The organism is Dactylosporangium salmoneum (assembly GCF_039532525.1).
Classification (GTDB): Bacteria; Actinomycetota; Actinomycetes; order Mycobacteriales; family Micromonosporaceae; genus Dactylosporangium; species Dactylosporangium salmoneum.
Map to the genome: position 1 here is coordinate 13,789 of NZ_BAAARV010000074.1, position 20,129 is coordinate 33,917.

Here is a 20,129-nt window from a genome sequence, read left to right on the forward strand (position 1 = left end):
GTCCTCCTGATCGCGGGCCCTACCTGTCCGTGGGCGGCTGCACGTCCGGGCACTGGGCCGGTGGGCAGACCGCGGTCACCGTGGCGTAGCCCTCGGCCAGCAGCGACACGTCGGAGCCGGGGACCTGTTCGCGGTCGTGCTGCTCCACCGCGGTACGCAGGAAGCTCCCGCCCTTTTCGGCGATGGCCATCTGGACCTGGCCGAACGGGGCGAGGGTGGCCCGGCACACGCCGCGCAGCTCGTCGGCCACGAGGTCGGGCACGTTGAGGTTGAGCACGGTGGCGGGCGGGGCCTCGGCCAGCCAGGGCAGCAGCCGGACCGCGATGCCGGCCGCGGTGTCCCAGTGGCGGGCCTCGTCGTCGGCCGTGTTCAGGGCCTCGATCGCCGCCCCGCCCGAGGCCGCCGACGCGTCCACCGCGGTGAGCACGTCCAGCGACACGGCCAGCGCCGACATGCCCTCGTTGGCGGCGGTCAGCGCGGCGCCGACGGTGCCGGAGTGCAGGATCGCGTGGCCGGCGTTGGCGCCCCGGTTGATGCCGGACAGCACCACGTCGGGGCGCTGCCCGAAGGCGCCGAGGCCGGCGAGGACCGCGATGTAGCCGGGCGAGGCGGCCACCGCGACCGCGGCCACCCCGTCGAAGTCACACGGCTCCAGCATCAGCTCCCCCCGCTCGGTCACCGCGGTCAGGGCGGCGCTCATACCGCTGGCCTCGGCCCGGGGCGCGGCGACCGTCACGTCGTGCCCGGCCGAGTGCACCGCCCGGGCCAGCGCCCGGATGCCGGGCGCGTTGATGCCGTCGTCGTTGGTGATCAGGACTCGCATGTCACTTCCTCGACCATGTCAATGTCTCGATTCTGGTGCGGCCGGCCAGCTCGCGCACGGCGTCGCCGTGCCCGGTGCCCAGGCCGTGGCGGGTCACGTTGAGCGCGCCGGCGGCGGCGCCGGTGCGGATCGCGGCCGCCAGGCCGCCCCCGGCGGCGAGCACCGCGGCGACGCCGGCGCTCATCGAGTCCCCGGCGCCGCGATGGTCGACGACCTCGAGCTTCGGCGGGCGTACCGACACCACCCGCTCGTCCAGCATCGCCAGGGCCGGGTCCCCGGCCCGGCTGACGAGCACGGCGCCGGCCCCGCGCTCGCGCATCCGGCGGGCGGCGCGCACGAGCGACGCCTCGTCGTCGCCGTCGGCCAGCCCGTCGGCGATGAGCTCCTCGTGGCTGACCTTGACGACCGCGACCCCGCCATCGAGCACCGCCTCGAGCAGGTCCCCGGACAGGTCGGCCACCACCTTGCCGCCGTTGGACCCGAGGTCGGCCGCGAGCCGCCGGTACACGTCGGGGTCGATCAGCGAATGGTCGGCGGGGCCGCTGAGGATGCTGACGTCGGCGCGCATGCCCTCGATGAGCGCGGTGTTGTACAGCTCGTCGATGTCGTGGCGGGTCGGCGGCTCCCCGGAGTCGGCGGCGATCTCGGCGCGCTCGCCGCCGCGGCGGTCGTGGACGTACCAGCCGCTGCCGGCGGCGCAGCGGACCGCGTGCAGGGTGATCGCCGGGTCGGCACGGCAGAGCAGCCCCTCCAGCACGTCGCCGATCTCCCCGGCGATGCCGGCGCACAGCTCGACCCGGCAGCCGAGCGAGGCGGCCATCCGCGCCTGCCAGACGCCCTGCCCGCCGGCGTGGACGTGCAGCTCGTCGCGGCCGGCCACCTTCTCGACGGTCACCGTGAGCACCGGCGCCGGCGCGAACACCATCACCCTCCCACCCATACCCCGGTTATGCCCGCTGTCGCCCGGCCCAAGCGCTGGCCGATCGGCCAACTCCGGTCAGGCACGCCGCGGCCGGTCGAACAACCTGAGCTCGCCGGCGTCCGGCGCCTCGAACAACGGCGCGTGCCGCTCGAGCATCTCGCGCGTGATCGGCGCCGTGGCCCACGTCGCCGTCGCGTTGCGGGCCTCCAGCCGCCGGGACAGCTCGTCCAGCGGCACCTCCGGAACAGTGTCGGCCGGCCCCGGCCGGCCGTCCCCTGCCTCGCGCCGGTGCGCCGTGCGGACACACCGCCGATGCTCGCAGGCCCCGTGCAAGATCGTTACCGGATAACCGATCAGTGCGAGCCGGCGACGGCGCCGGTGGGTGCCGGGGTGCCCGCGGCGGCGGTTCGCTGGTCGCGCCACAGTGAGATGCCCAGGCCGATCAGGGCCACTCCGGTCGGGACGGCCAAGGGCCGGTTGAACGACTCGGGCAGCACCGCGAGCGCGACCGTGGCGACGGTTCCCGCGGCGAGGAGCGCCGCGGCCCACCGGGCGAGGACGCGGGCCCGGAACAGCGCGATGCCGAACAGGCATCCGCCCGCGAGGTATCCGACGGAGCTCAGGATGAGGACCGTCTGCATGGCGCCGATGTCGTGGGTGGCGGTGCCGCCGAAGGCGACGGCGACGACGTCCGCGACGTAGGCGGGCGCCGTGGATGCCAGCGACGGGAGCACCGCGGCCGCGACGACCTCGACGCTCAGCATCAGCAGGTAGCCGGCGGCGAACAGCGCGTAGCCGATGAGGCCGAGGATCCCGGTCTGGCGGATCTGGCGCAGGTACATGCCGGTGATGCCGGCGAGCGCCAGCGCGGCCATGAGCGCCTTCGCGGTGCTGCGCACGACCCAGTCGGTGGTGGTGACCGTCGCGACGTCCATGGCCGGGTGGTTGATCTGGACGCCGATGAACAGCAGCCCGGCGATCGCGGCGGAGACGCCCGCGGCCTGCGTGAGTCTCGCGGCGGTAATGGTCATCGTGAACCCTTCCCCGATGGTGTACGGCGTACACCTTCACCGCGACCAAGGTAGGTGTACGCTGTACACCTGTCAAGGAGGACCCCGATGCAGGAGACCGGCCGGGAGCGGCTCAACCGCGCGAAGGTGTTGCAGGCGGCCATCGAGCTGGCCGACGAGGGCGGCTTCGACGCGCTCACCATGCGCAGGCTGGCGACCCAGCTCGGCGTCGTGCCCATGGCGCTGTACAAGCACGTGTCGGACAAGGACGAGCTGCTCGACGGCATGGTCGACCTGGTCTTCGCCGAGGTGGAGATGCCGGACGGCGGCGACTGGCGGGCCGCCCTGCACACGCGCTGCTCGTCGATGCGCCGGGCGCTGCTGCGTCACCCCTGGGCGGTCGGCCGGATGGAGACCGGCACCCCGGGGCCGGAGAACCTGCGCCACCACAACGCCGTGATGCGGTGCCTGCGCCGCGACGCGCGCTTCCCGTTCCGCATGGCCGTGCACGCGTACAACGTGCTGGACGCCTACGTCTACGGCTTCGCCCTGCAGGAGAAGACCCTGGCCGGCGACATCCCGGCCGAGGCGGCCCGGCGGCGCACGGCCGTCGCCGAGCGGCAACCGGCGGAGATCGACGACTATCCGTACCTGGGCGAGGTGGTCATGGAACTGGCCAGAACGGGCTTCAACTTCGCCGACGAGTTCGAGTTCGGCCTCGGCCTCATCCTCGACGGCCTCGGCCGCAGCTGCCCGTAGACGCCCGGACGGGCCCGGTGCGGCCGACCACTGCGGTCGGCCGCACCGGGCCCGGGGACGTGATCAGGCGGTGCAGGTCAGCGTGGGCAGGGCGTTCGTGCCGGTCCACGTGCCGGTGAAGCCGAACGTGGTCGTGCCGTTGGCCGGGACCGAGCCGTTGTACGCCGCGTTCGTCACCGTGACCGCGGAGCCGGACGTGGTCAGGGTGCCGTTCCACAGCTGGCCGATGGTCTGGCCGTTGGCGAACGTCCACTTGACCGTCCACTTGGAGATGGCCGAGTTGCCGGCCTTCACCGTCACCGTGACCTGGAACCCGCCCGGCGAGCCCGGCCACTGGTTGGTGACCTCGTACGTCGCGCTGCAGGCGCCGCTCGGCGGCGGGGGCTGGGAGCTCGTCGGCGGCTGCGAGCTGGTCGGCGGCTTGGAGCTGGTCGGCGGCTGGGAGCTCGTGCCGCCGGTCGGCCCGCCGCCGCCGGTGGGCGGGATCAGGTAGGGGCCGATGATGTTCATCTTCGCCTGGTTGACGGTGTTCCAGTCATCGCTGACGATGCCGCCGGTGTCGCCCGAGTCCGGGTTCCACGACCAGTACGTGAACGACATCCCGTTGACGCCGCTGCCCATGTACGCCATGAGCTTCGTCATCCACTGCGTGTCCATCGGGTTGGCCAGCGTGCTGCCGAACTCGCCGACGAGCACCGGGGCGACGTTCTGCTTGTACAGGTAGCCCCAGAAGTGGTCCCACACGTCGGGCAGGTTGTTCGGGAAGTTCGAGTCCTTGAACCACGGCTGCCGGTCGTACACCGAGATGCCGTAGTCGTGCGCGGAGTAGACCAGCCGGTTGGCCACGTTGAGCCGGACCGGGTAGGTGCCCGCCTTGGACAGGTTGCCGCCCCACCAGTCGCACGCCATCGGGTCGTCCGGCACGTTGTCGTACGGGTTCGGGGACCCGCCGTTGCCGTCGCAGCTGACGCCCTCGACGAAGATCAGCCAGTTGGAGTTCGTCTGCAGGATCGCGTTGCCGATGCGCTCGGCGGCCAGCCGCCAGTCCTTGGTGGTGTCGCCGCAGCCCCAGCAGGAGCCGACGCCGTTGGGCTCCGTGCCGTCGGCGTGCGGCTCGTTGAACAGGTCCGCCCCGATGACGGTCGGGTTGTTCGCATACCGCGACGCGAGCATCTGCCAGTCGGCGATCTCGCTGGCCTCGGTCGCCGAGCCGCTGTACCACAGGGCGGTCTGACCGGCGGCCGTGGGCCGGTGCCGGTCGAGGATGATGCGCATGCCCTTGCCGCCGGCGTAGTTGATGACCTTGTCCAGGATCTGCAGCGGGGACAGCCCCACGAGGTCCGGGTTGGTGTCGGTGTTGATGCTCGTGGCGGTCGCGCCGGCGCGCAGCGAGTCGCCGGTGTACGGCACCCGGATGGTGTTGAACCCGAGCTGGGCCATGTGGTCCAGCTGCTGGGTCCAGCTCGCCGGCCGGCCCGCCCACAGCCCGTGGAAGGTGTGGTTGTCGGTCTCCATGCCGAACCAGTTCAGGCCGGTGAGCCGGACCGTCGCGCCGGTCGAGTCGACGATCTTGTTGCCGCTGGTGTGCAGGTAGCCGGTGCCGGTGCCGGCGGATGCGGTACCGGCGGTGAGCGTGACGGCGATGAGCGCGGTGGCCGCGACCGCGGCGAGGGCCGCCACGCCGCCGACGGCCCTTCTCGTCCTGATACGTCTGAGACCCACGGGGTGACGCTCCGTTCGCGTGACAACGTTCGGCGAGGCGGCGTGCCCGTAGCGACAGGGGCGCTCACTCCGCTCGTCCGCGCATCGTTGGGCCTAGGAATGATCGACGTCAATCAGCGGCCACCGCGCACCGCCGCCGACGTGCGCCGGCGACTGAAACTTTCGGTCAGCGCATCACGGCGCGGTCCAGCCGGCGGCGACGTGGCCGATGCGGACCCGCTGCGGGTGGTCGCCGACCGGCACGCTCGTCACCTTCTGGCCGGTGGCGAAGCTGATCGCGGTCACCTGGTCGGCGCCGGACTCGGAGATGACGCAGTCCCGGCCGTCGCCGCTGACCGTGGCCCAGTACGGCTTGCTCGCCGGGACCAGCGCGCCCTCCTGCAGCGTGGCCCGGTCCACGACGGTGGCGTAGTCGTCCATCGTCCCGGCCACGCACAGCTTCGCGCCGTCGGGGCTCATCGACAGGCCGTGGTGGCGGGAGTCGTTGACCCACGTGGTGCGGTCGGGGCTGGTCGCCGGGTTCTTCGGCAGCTCCTTGACGCGGGTGATCCGGTCGCCGGCGACGTCGTACTCCACGAAGCCGTTGAAGAACGAGACCTGGAAGTACAGCGTCTTCTCGTCCGGGGTGAACACGGCCGGGCGGACCGCGTTGGAGAGGTCGGAGCGGCCGAACGCATCGAGCCGCGGGCGCATGTCGATGGTGCGCACCACCTGGAACGTGCGGGTGTCGGCGACGGTGATGTGCCGGTCGCCCTTCGTCCAGTCCAGCCACGGGTCGTCCAGCGACGTGTTGACCTCGCCGATGGACATGTTCCACAGGTACCGGCCGCCGCCGGTGTAGATGTTCTCGTGCGGCTTGTCGCCGGCGCCGAACGAGCCGAGCTGCCGGCCGGTGTTGATGTCGAGGACGTGCACCGTGTTCGACGTCGAGGCGGACACGGCGACCTGCGTGCCGTCGGGCGAGACGGCCATGTGGTCGGCGCGGTAGCCCGACACCGGGAAGCGCCACCGCAGCGCGCCGGTGCGCAGGTCGATCGAGACGACGTCGGCGAAGCTCGGGCGGGACACGACGAGCGCGGAGCCGTCCGGGGTGGTGTACATGTCGTCGACGAGCTGGTCGTGGCCCTCGCCCGGCCCCTGCTGGACGCCGAGGTAGAACGCCAGCTTGACCGGGTTGAGGTAGATCTCCAGCAGCCGCTGGGTCTTGTCCGGCACCACGTTGACGCGGCCGAGCTTCGCGTAGGTGCCGCTGGAGTGGATGACGTCGACGGTGCCGTCCCAGTTGTTGCCGACGAACATCACCTCCTGCAGGGCGGGCGCGGCGGCGGCCGGCGCGGCGGCGCCGGTGAGCGGGACGAGGGCGGTGGCGAGCAGTGCGAGGCCGGCGATGGCGGCGCGCCGGCGCGGTGCGGGGTTCGATGTCACGCGGCTCTCCCTGGAAGGCGTTACTGGGCGGTAGCCTTCAGGAAATCGTCGATCGGCGATGCTCGATAGGCCGTCGCGCACAACGCGGCGCCGCCCGGTTGTCGCCCGCCCACAACACGGAGAGTCCATGCTCGCGCCGCTGCTGACCGCCCTCGCCGGCGACGAGGGCCTCCTCGACGAGCTCGTCGAGGCCGCCCGGGACGCCGCGCCGGAGGTGGCCCGGCTGCCGGTCGAGGAGAGCCGCCGCCACGTCGCGCTGCTCTTCGCCGCCGGCCTGGCCGCGTTCCGCCGGCCCGGGGAGGGGCTCTCGTTCGCCGAGGCCGAGCGCCTCGGCGCCGACCGCGCCGCGCAGGGCGTGCCGGTCGCGGCGCTGCTGGGCGGGGTGCGGGCCGCGCGCACCCGGCTGCTGGAGATCGCCGTGGCCCGCGGCCGCGCCGCCGGGATCGCCGACGAGGTGCTGCTGTCGGCGGCGCTCGACTTCGACCGGTACGTCTCCGCCCTCGAGGGGCACGTCGCCGACGCCCACCGCGCCGCCGAGCGCGCCCTGGCCCGTGGCCGGCGCGACCAGCGCGACGCGGTGCTGCGGGCGCTGCTGCGGCCGGGGACGGCGCCGGCGCCCGCGGACGACGTGGAGGCGGTCGGGCTGCGGGAGCACATGACGTACCGCTGCATGCTCTTCGACATCACGGACCCCGGCCGCGCGGAGGCCCTCGAAGCGCGCCTGACGGCGTGCGGCGGCGTCTTCGGCACCGTCGAGGGCCGCCTGGCCGGCCTGGTCGCGCGGACCCCGTCCCGCGTCGACCCGGCGGTGCTGGTCGTCACCGGCCCGCCGCTGCCCCTGGCGCGGGCCGCCGACGGCTACCGGCTGTGCGTGACGGCGCTGGCCGGCGCCGCCCGGTTCGCCCGCCCCGGCTCGTTCGCGGCGCTGGACCTCGCCGGCGAGGCCGCCCTGGCCGCCCAGCCGCAGCTCGCCGCCCTGCTCGCCGAGGCCGTGCTCGGCGCCCTCGACCCGGCCGACGCGTTCCACCGCGAGCTGGCCGCCACGGCGCTGGCCTACCTCGACCACGGTCACCGCCTCGACCGCACCGCGGCCGCGCTGCACGTCCACCCGAACACGGTGCGCTACCGCCTGCGCGCCCTGCAGGAGCGCGCGCCACTCCCCCTCGACGACGCCACGGTCCTCACGACGCTGCGCACGTGGTGGGCCCTGCGTGCCTGGCTCGACCGCGCCGCCGGCTAGTAGTGCTTTGTTAGGTTTGTCGATGTCTGTTGCGGTGTAACGGTTTCACGGTTTGGTGGCAGGTCGGGCATGCGCCGGTCCAGGTTGCGAGCAGGAGTTGCAGCTCGTGGATGACCTTGTAGAGGGTCAGGCCGGCGCATCCGCTCAGACGTAACTGGTCCGTGCGTGGGCAGGCGGCAGCATCGGGGCGCATCCCCGATGGGTTTGCGGGTTGGTGTGGTTGGTCAGGCCGTGGGGGTGAGTTCGACGGTGTAGCCGAGGTCTTGGAGTTGGTGGACGAGGCGGTTCTTGCGGGTTTCGGGGCTGTCGCGGCGGGTGTAGTAGTCAGCGCCGAGGTCGACGTATGCGGTGTTGTTGGTCAGGACGTGCCAGGTGATGACAAGGATGCTGTGGGCCAAGGCGACGGCTGCCTTCTTGGCGCCGTTCTTGCCGAAGCGGCGATGGAGACGACGGAACCGGGCCCCGAGATAAGTCTGGGTCCGGAATGCTGCCCACGCGGCCTCGACGAGGACGCTGCAGAGTTGGGCGTTGCCGTTGCGGGTCTTGCCGGTGGTGCGTTTGCCGGCGGATTCGTGGTTGCCAGGGCAGAGCGCGGCCCAGGAGGCGAGGTGCGCGGCGGTGGGGAATCGGCTCATGTCGACACCGATCTCGGAGATGATGACCTGTGCGGCGCGTTCACCGACGCCGGGGATGCTCGTCAGGAGTTCCATCGGGCGGGCGAAAGGGATCAGCAGAATCCCGATCTGCTCGTCCAGTCGTTGGATCATGGCGTTGAGGTGGTCGATGTGGTCAAGGTGCAGTCGGGCCAGCAACGCGTGGTGTTCGGCGAAGCGGCCGGCCAGGGCCATGGTCAGATCGGGGATCTTACGGCGTAGTGTTCCCTTGGCGAGTTGGGCCAGGGCGCGCGGGTCGCGTTCGCCGCTGATGAGCGCTTCGATCATGGCCCGTCCGGACACGCCGAGGGCGTGCGAAGCGACGGAGTCGAGCTTGATGCCACCGTCCTCGAGGACTTTAGGGGGTGTCTCAGTTGGTGAGGTTGTGGCCTCGGGCATGATCTTCTCTTTGTGGCGGATGTGGTGGAGGACATGATCCAGACGTGGGCGCCAGAGGACCTGTGGGCGGTCGCGCAGCCGTTGATTCCGGTTGCTGCGAAACGGCCTCAGGGTGGTGGGAAGCGTCGGGCGGATGACCGGGCGGTCCTCGCGGCGATCGCGTACATGGTGCAGGCCGGGTGTTCGTGGCGGAAGCTGCCCGCGCCCCGCGGTGGAATCATGCGCGCTGAAGCCCGAGCGGTGTTGGCCGTGGCGCCTACACCGACGCAGGCCGCCACGCTGACCACTGACCAGCTTGCCGACGCTCTGCGTCGGGCCGGCCGGCAACGAGGTATCAAGGCCGAAGCGGACCGGCATCGGTCTCGCTCAGCGCGTGGAAGACGGGCTTCCAGTAGATCCCTGTGGCTTCCATCGCGACGTGGGTGACGCCCTGCTCGACGAGCCAGGCGGCCATCTCCCGCAGGCTTCGGTGGTAGGTCGGCAGCTTCCGCACCTGCTGGCGACGCTGGCCGGCTCGCTCGCCCGGCGTGCGGATGGCCACGGTCACCTGCTTCTTGTGCACATCGATCGCGGCGACCCGCGGATAGACGATCTCCATGCGGCAACCCCCAGCGGCTCAGCCCCCGCGTCCGTCAACGACACGGCGCCGCCCGCGGAACCCGCGACAACATCAAGAAACTCAGACACGCGCTCGTAGCAGCAGCAACTCGGGGTACCTACCCCACGGGCTCCAGCGTCATTCTTTTGGACGGACTCGACCGTGCCAAGCGGCTTCGACGTCGGCGGACGACGCTATCCACCAGTTTCGGGTGCGTATCAAAGTCTGCGTCGTGAACGCTGCTGTCCGCGGGATGTGTGTCGCGGTTCCGGCTGGGTGGTGGTGTTGGGTAGTGTCGATGTGTGGCGGGGGCAGGACCACGGCGGCGGGGGCCGAATCGGGTGGTGCCGTGGCGGTGTGAGGGTCCGGTGTCGGTGTTACGTCTGCCGCTGGACGTCCACGAACCGCGGGTACGGCAGGTGGTGGAGCGGGTGTTCGCGGCCGCGTTCACCGTCCGGCGGGCGGTCCAGCGCGACGCCCGGGCCCGGGTCGACGCCTACTGGGCCGCGCGTCGTGAGCGGGCAGCGGCCGGACCCGACGCGGTCCGGGGCCGCCTCGGGTTGTCCCGCAGCGGCCTGGAACACGCCGCCTACCGGCATCTGGACAAGGCGCCACATGTGCGGCGGTACCTGACCAAGGCCCTGGCCATGCACCTGGCAGACGGGGTGTGGGAAGCCACCGAGCGGCACCTGTTCCCCGACGCCACCGGCCGCCGCCACGGCCGTCCCCGCCCGGGCGGCTGGTGGGAATTCGCCACGATCCCCGGCCGGGCCCGTTCCCACACCCGCGCCCGGAAGTGGGAGACATTCCGGCTGGTGGGGAGCCTGGCCGGGCATAGCGCCACGTTCGGGCACGCTGGCCGGTTGTGGCAGCCGCGGCGGACGCCGGCCGTGACCGCCACCACCGCCAGTGGGAAGCCGGTGCGGTCGTGGTGGGAGCACGACGGCCCCCTCGCCGTCGTGTGCACCGGCCTCGGCGGAGGTGACCTCGTCCTGCCGGTGCGGCTGCCACAGGGCCCGGGCCGCCGGCCCGTCCTGGAGCACTACCTCGCCGACCCGAACCGCTGGCACAAGATCGACCTGGTCCGGCACCGCGACCCGGGCGCGGTGGGCGGGTGGCGGTACGAGGCGCACCTGATGATCCTCGGGCCCGGCTACACGTCCCCCGCCGTCACCAAGCGCCGCCAGGCAGCCGCCCAACTCGAGCGCCGGGGCGGGGTGGACGTCAACGTGTCCAACCTGACCGTCGTGTCCGTTCCCACCGGCCCGGACGGCAGCTTGGCGGCCAGTCGGATCGCCCGCACCGGCGAGCACGACGCCGCCCTGGCCGCCGAGCGATTGCGGCAGCGGCGCCGGCAGCGGGCCCTGGAGCGGTCCCGCCGCGCCGCCAACCCCGGCCAGTACCGGCTCTCGCCACGCCAGCAGCGCCGCGCCGACCGCCGCCACGCGGCCGGGCTGCCACCGGTGCAGACCACCGTGCCCGGCGGTCCGCGGGTCGCCAACACCGCCGGGATACCAGTCCGCGCCTACCGGCGCGACACCCTGACGAACACCTACCAGCGGCTGCGAGGCCAGGCCGCCGCCGACGGTGCTGCCCGTACCAGGGCCGGGCACACCCGCGCCCGCATCGCCGCCGCGGCCCTGGTCGCCGTCCACGGCGCCGGGCTGGTCGTCGAGGACGCCGACATCCGCGCATGGGCCCGGCGGTGGGGCCGCGGCATCCACGCCTTCACCCCCGGCATGCTCCTGACCGCCCTGCACCGCGAAACCACCGCCGTCGCCGCCCACACCGGGCGTGGGCCGGGGCTGGCGCGGGCCGGGACCCGGCACACCGCCTGGACCCAACACTGCCTCTGCAGCCGGCGAGTCCCGAAAGATCTGGCGGACCGCCGTCACCACTGCCTCGGCTGCGGGCTGACCGGGGACCGCGACCTGGTTGCCGCGCTGGTCGGTGCGCACACTGTGCTCACCGACCTGGCCCAGCCGGGTACGGCGCGGGTGGACTGGGACGCGGCACGGGCCACCCTCGACCGGTATGGGGTCGAGGCCATCAACGAAGGGCTGCAAGGAGCCCTGACCGAGTCAACCGGAACCCACCACACCGGTGGACGGCCGCGGCGGCCGCAGCCCACCACCGGCGAACACGGCTGGCGGCAGGGCGCTCGGCGAACCTTCGGAACGAGCCCTCGACAACCCCGGATGAGCCCCACCACCACACCAGTGGCCAGGACCACACCGGAACGACGAGACGCACACCCCGGACTGTCGACCAAGCCCGGCATTACGACCGGACTTCGACACAGACCTTAGCGGAAGGTCAGGCGGCCCCGAACAGGAACGCGGCCTGCCGGCGCGACTTCGCCACGTACGCCGGCCGCCCGTACGCCAGGTCCTCGATCAGCCCGCACCGCGCGTAGAACCACGCCCGCTCGGCGAGCTCGGCCGGGATCGGCGGCGCGTCGGGCCCGAGGTCCCGCAGGAGCAGCCCGTAGTCGTACGCCGGGTCGCACACGGCCGCGTCGCTCCAGTCGATGAGCCCGGTGACCGCGCCGGTGGCCGGGTCGACGAGCACATGCTCGGCCCCCAGGTCGTTGTGCGACACCACGAGCCGGTCCGCGGGCGCGGGCGGCGCCGCCTCGAGAAACCAGGCCGCCTCGGGCAGCTCGACGGCGGCGGCCAGCTCCCGCGCCTCCTCCAGCCACCCGCCGGGCCCGTCGGCATCGGTGTGCACGAGCCCCGCGAACCGCTCGACGGGCTCGGCGTGCAGGGCCCGCAGCGCCTCGACGACGGTGCCCACGGCGGCGAAGGGCTCCCGGTCCAGCATTTCCAGCAGTGGTACGCCGGGAAGCACCCGATACCCCATCGCCCCCTCGGCGGCGAAGACGGGCTCGGGCACGGCGACGATCCCCCGGAGCACCTCGCCGACGGCGCGCAGGAGGCGGGCCTCCCGCTCGACGTCGAGCGCCCCGGGATCGGCCGCGAACCGCACGACCCACTCGCCACCGACGAGGTACGCGGCGTTGTCCAGCCCCGCGCCCAGCCGCCGCACGTCGTCCGCCGCGACCCCGGGCAGATGCCGCCCGGCCACACCCCGCACGTCGTGCCCCACGCTCGGGCATGCTACGTCATACGAGGATTCCTTGAAGAAGTCCCGGCGGAGGCTGTCGGATCGAGGCAGCGGCGTTCGTAGCAGGGGTGCAAGGCGGCCCGAGGGGCGGCCAGACGACAGGAGATGATGACGATGGCGCAGTACCTGGTGTCCGTGCTCGACGAAACGGCCGGCCGCGCCACCGAGCAGGAGCAGGCCGCGATCGAGGTCTTCAACGACCAGCTGCAGGCCGACGGCCACTGGGTGTTCGCCGGCGGCCTCGCGTCGCCCAGCACGGCCACCGTCGTCGACAGCCGGGACGGGGAGCCGGTGTTCACCGACGGGCCCTACCTGGAGTCCAAGGAGCACATCGCCGGCTTCTGGATCATCGACGCCCCCGACCTCGACGTGGCGCGGCGGCTCGCCGCCCTCGGGTCGAAACACTGCAACCGGCGGGTCGAGCTGCGGCCGTTCCTGGAAGCATGACCGGCGCCGCAGAGGCGATCACCCGGGCCCACCGCGAGGAATGGGCCCGTGTGGTCGCAACCCTGGCCAGGCGCATCGGCGACCTCGACATCGCCGAGGAGATGGCCGCCGAGGCGTTCGCGACCGCCGTCGAGCGCTGGCCGGTCGACGGCGTCCCGCCGAACCCCGGCGCGTGGCTCGCCACCACCGCCAACCGCAAGGCCATCGACCGCCTACGGCGCGAGGCAAAGCGCGAGGAGAAGCACAAGGAGGCGCTGATGCTCTTCGACACCCCCGAGCCGCTCGGCGCCATCGACGACGACCGGCTCCGCCTCGTCTTCACCTGCTGCCACCCCGCGCTGGCCATGGAGGCACGGGTCGCGCTGACCCTGCGGATGGTCGGCGGGCTCACCGTGCCCGAGATCGCCCGCGCGTTCCTGGTCCAGGAGGCCGCCATGGGCCGGCGGATCACCCGCGCGAAGACGAAGATCAAGGCGGCGGGGATCCCCTACCGCGTGCCGTCGCGCGAGGACCTCCCGGCCCGGCTCACCGGAGTGCTCGCCGTCCTCTACCTGATCTTCAACGAGGGCTACCTGGCCTCGGACCCCGGGCAGGAGGCGGTCCGCGGCGACCTGACCGCCGAGGCGATCCGGCTGACCCGGCTGCTGCGCGACCTGATGCCGGCGGACGGCGAGGTCGCCGGGCTCCTGGCGCTGATGCTGCTGACGGAGGCCCGCCGTGCCGCGCGGGTGTCCGCGAGCGGCGAGCTCGTCGCCCTCGGCGAGCAGGACCGCGGCGCCTGGGACCGCGAGCTGATCGCCGAGGGCCACGCCCTGGTCCGCGCGCGCCTCGCGTCCGGCCAGGCCCCGGGCCGCTACCAGATCCTCGCCGCGATCAACGCCGTGCACACCGACGCCCCCGACGTCCGCGACACCGACTGGTCGCAGGTCGTGGCGCTCTACGACCAGCTGGCCCGCCTCGACCCCTCGCCGATCGTGCGGCTCAACCGGGCGATCGCGGTCGCCGAGATCGACGGCCCGCAGCTGGCGCTGACGCAGGTCGACGCGCTGCCGCTGGAGGACTACCACGCCTTCCACGCCACCCGCGCCGACCTGCTGCGCCGGCTGGGCCGCAGCGAGGAGTCACGGGCGGCCTACGACCGGGCCATCGCGCTGGCCGGCAACACCGCCGAGACGGCGTACCTCGTCCGCCGCCGCGACCAGCTCGCCGGTCCCTGACCTCATCCAAAAGCCACACCGCGGCTGACCGGCCGGGAAGGACCAACGCGATGGGCAACGTGGTGCTGTACGAGCTGATCTCCCTCGACGGCGCGGCCGAGGAACCGGGCGAGGGCGAATGGTTCGCCGACGACGACGAGCGGCTCATCGATGTCTCCCATGACGGGCGAGCCAAACTCGGCCCCCCGTGCTACGTTCCCGGGGCGGCACGCTGGCATGACGGGACCGGGGGACGGTATGCGACGGCGGTGGGTCAGACATGTCCTGGTTGGAGTGCTCGTTCTGGTCGCGGGGTGGGGCATCACCGGGTGGGTGGTCGCCGCCGCGCCGGCCGCCGCCGCCGACTCGACGTTGCGTACGCTCGCCGCCGCGCGCGGGCTGCGGATCGGATCGGCGGTCAGTGCCGGGGCGCTGGCGCAGGAGCAGGGGTATCGCGACAAACTGCGCTACGAGTTCAACGGCGTGACGCCGGAGAACGCCATGAAGTGGTCGCAGGTGGAGCCCGCCCAGGGGCAGTACACGTGGGGCGACGCCGACGCGATCGTGGACTTCGCGCAGCAGAACGGGCAGACCGTGCGCGGGCACGCGCTCGTGTGGCACAACTCGCTGCCCGATTGGCTCACCGGCGGGGGCTTCACCGACGAGCAGCTGCGCGCCAGCCTCAAGCAGCACATCGAAACCATGATGACGCGGTATGCCGGCCGGGTCGGCGTCTGGGATGTGGTGAACGAGGCGTTCAACGAGGACGGCACGCTGCGGCCGAGTATCTGGCTCAACCGGCTCGGCAGCGGCTACATCGCCGATGCGTTCCGCTGGGCGCGCGCCGCCGATCCCGCCGCGAAGCTCTACATCAACGACTTCAACGCCGAGTGGGCCAACCCCAAGAGTGACGCCCTGTACGCGCTGGTGCGGGACCTGCGCGCGCAGGGTGTGCCCATTGACGGGGTCGGTTTCCAGACGCACGTGACGACCGGCAGCGCCCTGTCCCAACTCGGCGCCACGCTCGCACGCTTCGCCGGCCTCGGCGTCGACGTCGCGGTCACCGAGCTTGACGTGCGCATGCCGCTGCCGGCGGACGACGCGAAGCTGACAACCCAGGCGACGGTGTACCGCCGGGCGGTCGACGCCTGCCTGGCGGTGGCCCGCTGCGTCTCGCTCACGGTGTGGGGATTCACCGACGCGCACTCCTGGGTACCGGCCGCCATCCCGGGCTGGGGCGCGGCCGACCTGCTCGGGGAGAATCTCCAGCCGAAACCGGCGTACCTCAGCGTGCGGGACGCCCTCGCCGCGCGCGACTTCACCGGCACTGCGGTCGCCGTGTACTCCGGCCGCTGCCTCGACGTCCCGAACAGCACCACCACCGGCGGGACCCAACTGCAGCAGTACGGCTGCAACGCGACCGGCGCGCAGCGCTTCGTCTTCAGCCGCGTCGGCACGAAGACGTACACCATCGCCAACGCCCAGAACGGGCTGTGCATGACCGTCGCGAGCGCCAGCACCGCCAACGGCGCCGCTGTCGTGCAGAGCCCCTGCGCCGGCCTGGCCGAGCAGCGGTTCGAGCTGTACCAGGTCGCCGGCCCGGACCAGGACTACAAGCTCGCCGCCACCCACAGCGGCAAATGCCTGCGCGCGAAGGCCGACAGCACCGCCGACTCCGCCGGGATCGAACAGTGGCCATGCCAGACCGACCCGGCCGCGCCGGCCAAGCAGGTCTGGCGCCTGACCGGCGCCCCCGGCCACCTATGAGCGTAGGCCAGGCCCGCTCCGCTTCTCCAACGCAAGCTGCTGCCGCAGGCGCCAACCATAGCGATGACCGGCGGAGGTCATTCCCGATTCGCCTCGGCAGGTAGTCAGGCGGCCGAGCAGGACAACGAGGCAGCCAACCAAGAGCAACCTCAAGAGTCGCGACTCCGGCAGGTCCCGCACCGTCACCCGGTCGCGGGTGTCGGTGTGGCGGCGGCGTTGAGGTTGTAGGTGACGCCGGTGAGGTGTTCGGAGAGTTGCCACAGGCGGGTGGCTGTGACGGTGTCGCGGATGGCGCGCTCGCGAGTTCGGCGGGTCGGTTCACCGCGCAGTTGCAGCAGGCCGTCGGGGACGATGTAGCTGCCGCCGGGCAGGTCCGATGCGCTTGCGGCGTACAGGGAGGTCTTCGCTCCTTCCGGGGTGGGCCGGAAGGCCACGCGCATGAGCAGGCGTGTGGCGGTCGTGTAGAGCCGTCCTCTGCCACTGTTGGCACCGCTGGTGAGCACGTTGGTGCGGGTGAGGCCGGGTGCGACGGCCATGCTGCGCAGCTTCAGCTCGGCGGCGTCCGCCCGGCGCTGCAGTTCCATGGCGAAGTAGAGGTTGGCCCGTTTCGACTGCACGTAGGCGAAGGCCGTGCGGTAGGCCCGTTCAGCGTTGAGGTTGCCTAGGTCGAAGCGGGCAAAGCGCTGTCCTTCGCTACTGACGGTGACCACCCGCGGCTCGGGTGCGGCGAGCAAATGCGGCAGCAGCAGGCCGGTCAGGGCGAAGGTTCCGAGGTGGTTGATGCCGAACTGCGACTCGAACCCGTCCGCGGTCAGGGCGTAGGGCACCATCGCCACCCCGGCGTTGTTGATCAGCAGGTCGAGTCGACCGTGGTCCCACTCAGCGGCGAACGCTCGGATGGAGGCCAGGCTGCCCAGGTCTACCTGGCGCAGTTCCAGGACGGCGTCAGGTACCTCGCTCCGCATGCGGGCCAGGGCGGCGTGGCCACGCTCCAGGTCACGGCAGGCCAGCACCACGTTTGCGCCACGGCGGGCCAGTTCGCGGGCGGTAACGTAGCCGATGCCGCTGTTGGCACCGGTCACGACCGCGATGCGCCCGGACTGGCCGGGAACGGTAGGCAGAGTCCAAGAGGAAGAATTCCGCACGTTGTATCCATCTCACGGGAGGGCGCCGGATCCATCGCAACTTCGAGTTGCGATAGACTCAGTATGCGAACCGCACCGCCATATCGCAACTTGGAGTTGCAATGCAGCCTGCCGAGCCCGTCCAGTCCGCCGCGCGGCCGGTCGGCCGTGGCGCCAAGGTGCGCGCCGCGGTTCACGCCGCCACGCTCGCCGAACTCCTGGACAAGGGCTATGCCGCGTTGAGTGTCGAGGACATCGCCCAGCGTGCGGGGGTGCATAAGACGACGGTGTACCGACGTTGGGTGGATCGTGACAGCCTGCTCGTCGACGCCCTGGCGGATCACCTGGCCACCGACCTCCCCGTTCCCAACACCGGAGCGATCGAGACCGACCTGCGGGCGTTGGCGCGTTCACTCGTCCAGATGTTCACCAGTTCGACCGGGCAGGCCATCCTCGCCGCCATGTTCACCGGGGCGGCCCATCTCCCGGAGATCGCCGCGGCCAGGCGGCACGTGTTCGACGACCGGCTCACGAGAGGTGAACCGGTGGTAGCCCGCGCCATCGAGCGCGGCGAACTGCCCCGGGATACCGATGCGGCCGAACTGCTCAAGACCCTTGCCGCGCCGATCTACCTGCGTCTGCTCATCACGGCCGAGCCAGTCAACGAGGCGACCGCCGACCAGGCGGTGCGAGTCACGCTGGCCGCCGCGCGCGCCGGCGCCCTGCGGCCGGCACGCGTCAGCAAGGCAGCTACGGGGTGAGAACCGTCGGGAACGGCCGACCCAGCCCGCGGTGATCGACGCGGTACGCCGAGCCCACCGACGCGGCGCCCCCGTCGTCGCAGTCTGCTCCGGCGCTTTCCCGCGGGTCCCTGGGACATTGCCGAGCGCGCATGCGCGTAGTAACTGCTCAGTGTGGGCTAGCTGACAGCCATCCGGGACGAGACCGCGCTGCACCGCAGCGAAGATCGTCCGTCGCCACGCGGCCCGGACCGACGCAGGCCGGTCCGGCACGTGCAGCGACCGTCGTGCACCTGCTCAAGGACGATGTGCGGCTCAAGACGGTGCCGTCCCCAATTGGGGGTCGTGCCGGCAACAACGACCAAGGGGATTGGTTGGGAAAACCCCCGGCACGACCCTCCACAACCATACTACTAATCTCCTTAGTAGTCACTCCCGCGAACCCGGCCGCCGGTATCCGCGCAACGGGGCACGGATACCGGCGGCCGGGTTCGCCGCGATGACACCAGCGGGTCAGTTTCCGGCGATGGAGTGGCCGCCGCCGACGTTGTACTGGGTGCCCTCGGCGAAGTCGGTCTCGAACCGGGCCTGCAGCGCGTCGAGCTGGGAGAAGTCCGCGGTGTGCGCCGACTCGCTGCCCTGCGCGGCGAACACCGAGTCCGAGGACTCCGAATCGTTGGAGTAGTTCGTGAAATCCGTCGACTCGTACCGGCTGCCGTCCGCACCCGTGAACTCCACGTGCCTACCCGTCTGGAAATCCGTGGACTCCGACGCACTGTGATCCTCGCCGTACACACCGAACTGCGAGTCATAGTCCGACTCACTACCCGCAGCCTGGTGCAACTGGTCCAGCGAACCAGCCTCGTGACCGGACTGGAAGTTGCCGTACTCCAGCTCACCGCCCGGCTCGTGCCCGCCGTCGAAGTCGCCGTACTCGCTCATCAGGATCGTCCTCTCACAACACAGGGAATCGGGGCCATAGCCGGCGTCCCGCCGACACCCAGAACACTACTATTCGGCGTAGTACACCGACTCCCCGAATCGTGCCACCCGTCGTCCGCCATGACGCCCATTTGCCCTGGCCGAAAGCCTACGGTCGACCTTCGTAATGCCGGGTTGATGCCGGTGGCGCCAGGTCAGTCGCCGACCCAGCAGCCGAGGATCACGCTGGAAACGGCGATGCCGACGTGGTTGCGGGGCGTCTTCTTCTCGCCGAGCACCTCGGGCAGCCCGCTGACGTCGACCTTGAGGACGAACCGGTCCTTCCGGACGTAGGTCGCGACGTTGTTGACCGCGAAGGCGGCATCGCCCATGTCGGGGAACGGCACCGGGCTGGTCGCCGCGGCCTGCTGCTCGTCGAAGTACTTGGTGGCGGCCCCGGCGTCCGGCAGCTCTTTCACCGAGACCAGCATGACCCCGCCGGGGTAGCGGTAGGTGCAGGTGTACACCCGGTCCTGCCAGGTCGAGGTCGGCGGCTGGCTGGTCGGCAGGCCCAACGCCTCCTCGATGTCCTCCTGGGCCTCGTTCTGGCAGACCATCGCGGTCTTGGCGTCCGGCGGTCCGGTCGGCGCCGGGGAGGGGCCACGGTCAGGCCCGGACGCGCACGCGGCCAGCGCCGAGGTGAGCGCGGCGACCAACGCAAGCCGCAAGCGGCGGCCGACGGGGTGATGACGCATGGCGGCCTCCGGCACATACATCGACCAACGCTGCTTTCCGAAGGCCGATAGTAGACCGACGCCCGGCTGGCCGTACAGCGCCAGCAGCCGTTGGACCCGGTCAGGGGTCGCGCTGGGCCCAGGCGGCGAGTTGCCGGTTGTAGGCGGCCAGGGCGTTGTCCACGCCGGCGGCCTGGGCCCGGTCGAGCTCGCGGTCGACCCGGCGGGCTTCGCGCTGGTCGGCTCGCCACCACTGGGCGAGCAGGGCGACGGCGACCGCGGCCGAGGGCGGTTTGCCGAACGACCAGGCGATCGCGCCGCCGAGCCGCTGATCCTGCAGCGGTGGGCCGCCCCAGGGCCGGGCGAGCGCCTGGTACCAGTCGGCGGCGATCAGGGTGCTGGACTGCTGGATCGCCAGGCCGAGGATCGCGTGCAGCGTGGTGGCGGCGGACAGCAGCGACGCCTGCAGCGCCAGGGTCACCGGGGCGGCCAGCACCAGCGGCGCCGTCGGCCAGCACCCGAG

General features: G+C 71.9%; 21 protein-coding genes. 8 read left to right on the forward strand and 13 right to left on the reverse strand.

The window, feature by feature from the left end:
- Positions 1-19: 19 nt before the first annotated feature.
- The 4 genes from surE to ABD352_RS37710 form a co-directional block, all read right to left on the reverse strand.
- Entirely contained in the window at positions 20-823 is an 804-nt protein-coding gene (surE, locus tag ABD352_RS37695; protein ID WP_344617347.1) for a 5'/3'-nucleotidase SurE, read from the reverse strand.
- Between the two features lies 1 nt (position 824).
- Positions 825-1,763 (reverse strand): PfkB family carbohydrate kinase, encoded by a 939-nt coding sequence (locus ABD352_RS37700; RefSeq protein ID WP_344617348.1) that lies wholly within the window; start codon positions 1,761-1,763, stop codon positions 825-827.
- 57 nt (positions 1,764-1,820) lie between these two features.
- Complete coding sequence (locus ABD352_RS37705) at positions 1,821-1,982, reverse strand: hypothetical protein (protein ID WP_344617349.1); 162 nt, start codon at positions 1,980-1,982, stop codon at positions 1,821-1,823.
- Between the two features lie 116 nt (positions 1,983-2,098).
- Entirely contained in the window at positions 2,099-2,776 is a 678-nt protein-coding gene (locus ABD352_RS37710; RefSeq protein ID WP_344617350.1) for a hypothetical protein, read from the reverse strand.
- Between the two features lie 87 nt (positions 2,777-2,863).
- Here ABD352_RS37710 and ABD352_RS37715 point away from each other — a divergent pair, with 87 nt between their 5' ends.
- Positions 2,864-3,514: a TetR/AcrR family transcriptional regulator C-terminal domain-containing protein gene (locus tag ABD352_RS37715; protein WP_344617351.1), complete on the forward strand. Its 651-nt coding sequence runs from the start codon at positions 2,864-2,866 to the stop codon at positions 3,512-3,514.
- A gap of 63 nt (positions 3,515-3,577) precedes the next feature.
- Here ABD352_RS37715 and ABD352_RS37720 read toward each other — a convergent pair whose 3' ends face one another.
- Entirely contained in the window at positions 3,578-5,236 is a 1,659-nt protein-coding gene (locus tag ABD352_RS37720) for a cellulase family glycosylhydrolase (protein WP_344617352.1), read from the reverse strand.
- Between the two features lie 174 nt (positions 5,237-5,410).
- On the reverse strand, positions 5,411-6,661 hold the full coding sequence (locus ABD352_RS37725) for a YncE family protein (protein ID WP_425553821.1): 1,251 nt from the start codon (positions 6,659-6,661) through the stop codon (positions 5,411-5,413).
- Between the two features lie 127 nt (positions 6,662-6,788).
- On the opposite strand from ABD352_RS37725, the gene ABD352_RS37730 reads away from it, so the two are divergent.
- Positions 6,789-7,901, forward strand: a complete 1,113-nt coding sequence (locus ABD352_RS37730; RefSeq protein WP_344617353.1) for a helix-turn-helix domain-containing protein — start codon at positions 6,789-6,791, stop codon at positions 7,899-7,901.
- A gap of 224 nt (positions 7,902-8,125) precedes the next feature.
- Here the strand turns inward: ABD352_RS37730 and ABD352_RS37735 are convergent, their stop codons facing one another.
- Positions 8,126-8,953, reverse strand: coding sequence for a transposase (locus ABD352_RS37735; protein WP_344617354.1), 828 nt, complete (start codon positions 8,951-8,953; stop codon positions 8,126-8,128).
- Positions 8,954-8,986: 33 nt separating this feature from the next.
- Between ABD352_RS37735 and ABD352_RS37740 the strand changes: the two genes are divergently transcribed.
- Entirely contained in the window at positions 8,987-9,379 is a 393-nt protein-coding gene (locus ABD352_RS37740; RefSeq protein ID WP_344617493.1) for a transposase, read from the forward strand.
- On the opposite strand, the gene ABD352_RS37745 is transcribed toward ABD352_RS37740, so the two are convergent.
- On the reverse strand, positions 9,288-9,551 hold the full coding sequence (locus ABD352_RS37745; RefSeq protein WP_344617355.1) for an IS110 family transposase: 264 nt from the start codon (positions 9,549-9,551) through the stop codon (positions 9,288-9,290). The genes ABD352_RS37740 and ABD352_RS37745 overlap by 92 nt on opposite strands.
- A 368-nt stretch (positions 9,552-9,919) precedes the next feature.
- Between ABD352_RS37745 and ABD352_RS37750 the strand changes: the two genes are divergently transcribed.
- A complete protein-coding gene (locus ABD352_RS37750; protein WP_344617356.1) occupies positions 9,920-11,860 on the forward strand; it encodes a hypothetical protein in 1,941 nt (646 codons plus the stop codon).
- Between the two features lie 7 nt (positions 11,861-11,867).
- Here ABD352_RS37750 and ABD352_RS37755 read toward each other — a convergent pair whose 3' ends face one another.
- A complete protein-coding gene (locus tag ABD352_RS37755; RefSeq protein WP_344617357.1) occupies positions 11,868-12,659 on the reverse strand; it encodes a phosphotransferase family protein in 792 nt (263 codons plus the stop codon).
- A gap of 132 nt (positions 12,660-12,791) precedes the next feature.
- Between ABD352_RS37755 and ABD352_RS37760 the strand changes: the two genes are divergently transcribed.
- The 3 genes from ABD352_RS37760 (at position 12,792) to ABD352_RS37770 (ending at position 16,087) form a co-directional block, all read left to right on the forward strand.
- Positions 12,792-13,124, forward strand: a complete 333-nt coding sequence (locus ABD352_RS37760; protein ID WP_344617358.1) for a YciI family protein — start codon at positions 12,792-12,794, stop codon at positions 13,122-13,124.
- Positions 13,121-14,341, forward strand: a complete 1,221-nt coding sequence (locus ABD352_RS37765) for an RNA polymerase sigma factor (protein ID WP_344617359.1) — start codon at positions 13,121-13,123, stop codon at positions 14,339-14,341. Before ABD352_RS37760 ends, ABD352_RS37765 begins: the two co-directional genes overlap by 4 nt.
- A gap of 273 nt (positions 14,342-14,614) precedes the next feature.
- On the forward strand, positions 14,615-16,087 hold the full coding sequence (locus ABD352_RS37770) for an endo-1,4-beta-xylanase (protein ID WP_344617360.1): 1,473 nt from the start codon (positions 14,615-14,617) through the stop codon (positions 16,085-16,087).
- A 182-nt stretch (positions 16,088-16,269) separates the two neighbouring features.
- Here ABD352_RS37770 and ABD352_RS37775 read toward each other — a convergent pair whose 3' ends face one another.
- Positions 16,270-17,232 carry an oxidoreductase gene (locus tag ABD352_RS37775; protein WP_344617361.1) on the reverse strand — a complete coding sequence of 321 codons (963 nt, stop codon included), beginning with the start codon at positions 17,230-17,232 and terminating at the stop codon, positions 16,270-16,272.
- A gap of 101 nt (positions 17,233-17,333) precedes the next feature.
- Between ABD352_RS37775 and ABD352_RS37780 the strand changes: the two genes are divergently transcribed.
- The gene (locus ABD352_RS37780; protein WP_344617362.1) at positions 17,334-17,972 is read left to right on the forward strand and encodes a TetR/AcrR family transcriptional regulator; all 639 of its coding nucleotides are present in this window, start codon (positions 17,334-17,336) and stop codon (positions 17,970-17,972) included.
- A gap of 492 nt (positions 17,973-18,464) precedes the next feature.
- Here ABD352_RS37780 and ABD352_RS37785 read toward each other — a convergent pair whose 3' ends face one another.
- The 3 genes from ABD352_RS37785 to ABD352_RS37795 form a co-directional block, all read right to left on the reverse strand.
- The gene (locus tag ABD352_RS37785; protein WP_344617363.1) at positions 18,465-18,893 is read right to left on the reverse strand and encodes a hypothetical protein; all 429 of its coding nucleotides are present in this window, start codon (positions 18,891-18,893) and stop codon (positions 18,465-18,467) included.
- Between the two features lie 194 nt (positions 18,894-19,087).
- Positions 19,088-19,648: a hypothetical protein gene (locus ABD352_RS37790; protein ID WP_344617364.1), complete on the reverse strand. Its 561-nt coding sequence runs from the start codon at positions 19,646-19,648 to the stop codon at positions 19,088-19,090.
- A gap of 79 nt (positions 19,649-19,727) precedes the next feature.
- On the reverse strand, positions 19,728-20,102 hold the full coding sequence (locus tag ABD352_RS37795) for a cytochrome c oxidase assembly protein (RefSeq protein ID WP_425553822.1): 375 nt from the start codon (positions 20,100-20,102) through the stop codon (positions 19,728-19,730).
- Between the last annotated feature and the right edge of the window lie 27 nt (positions 20,103-20,129).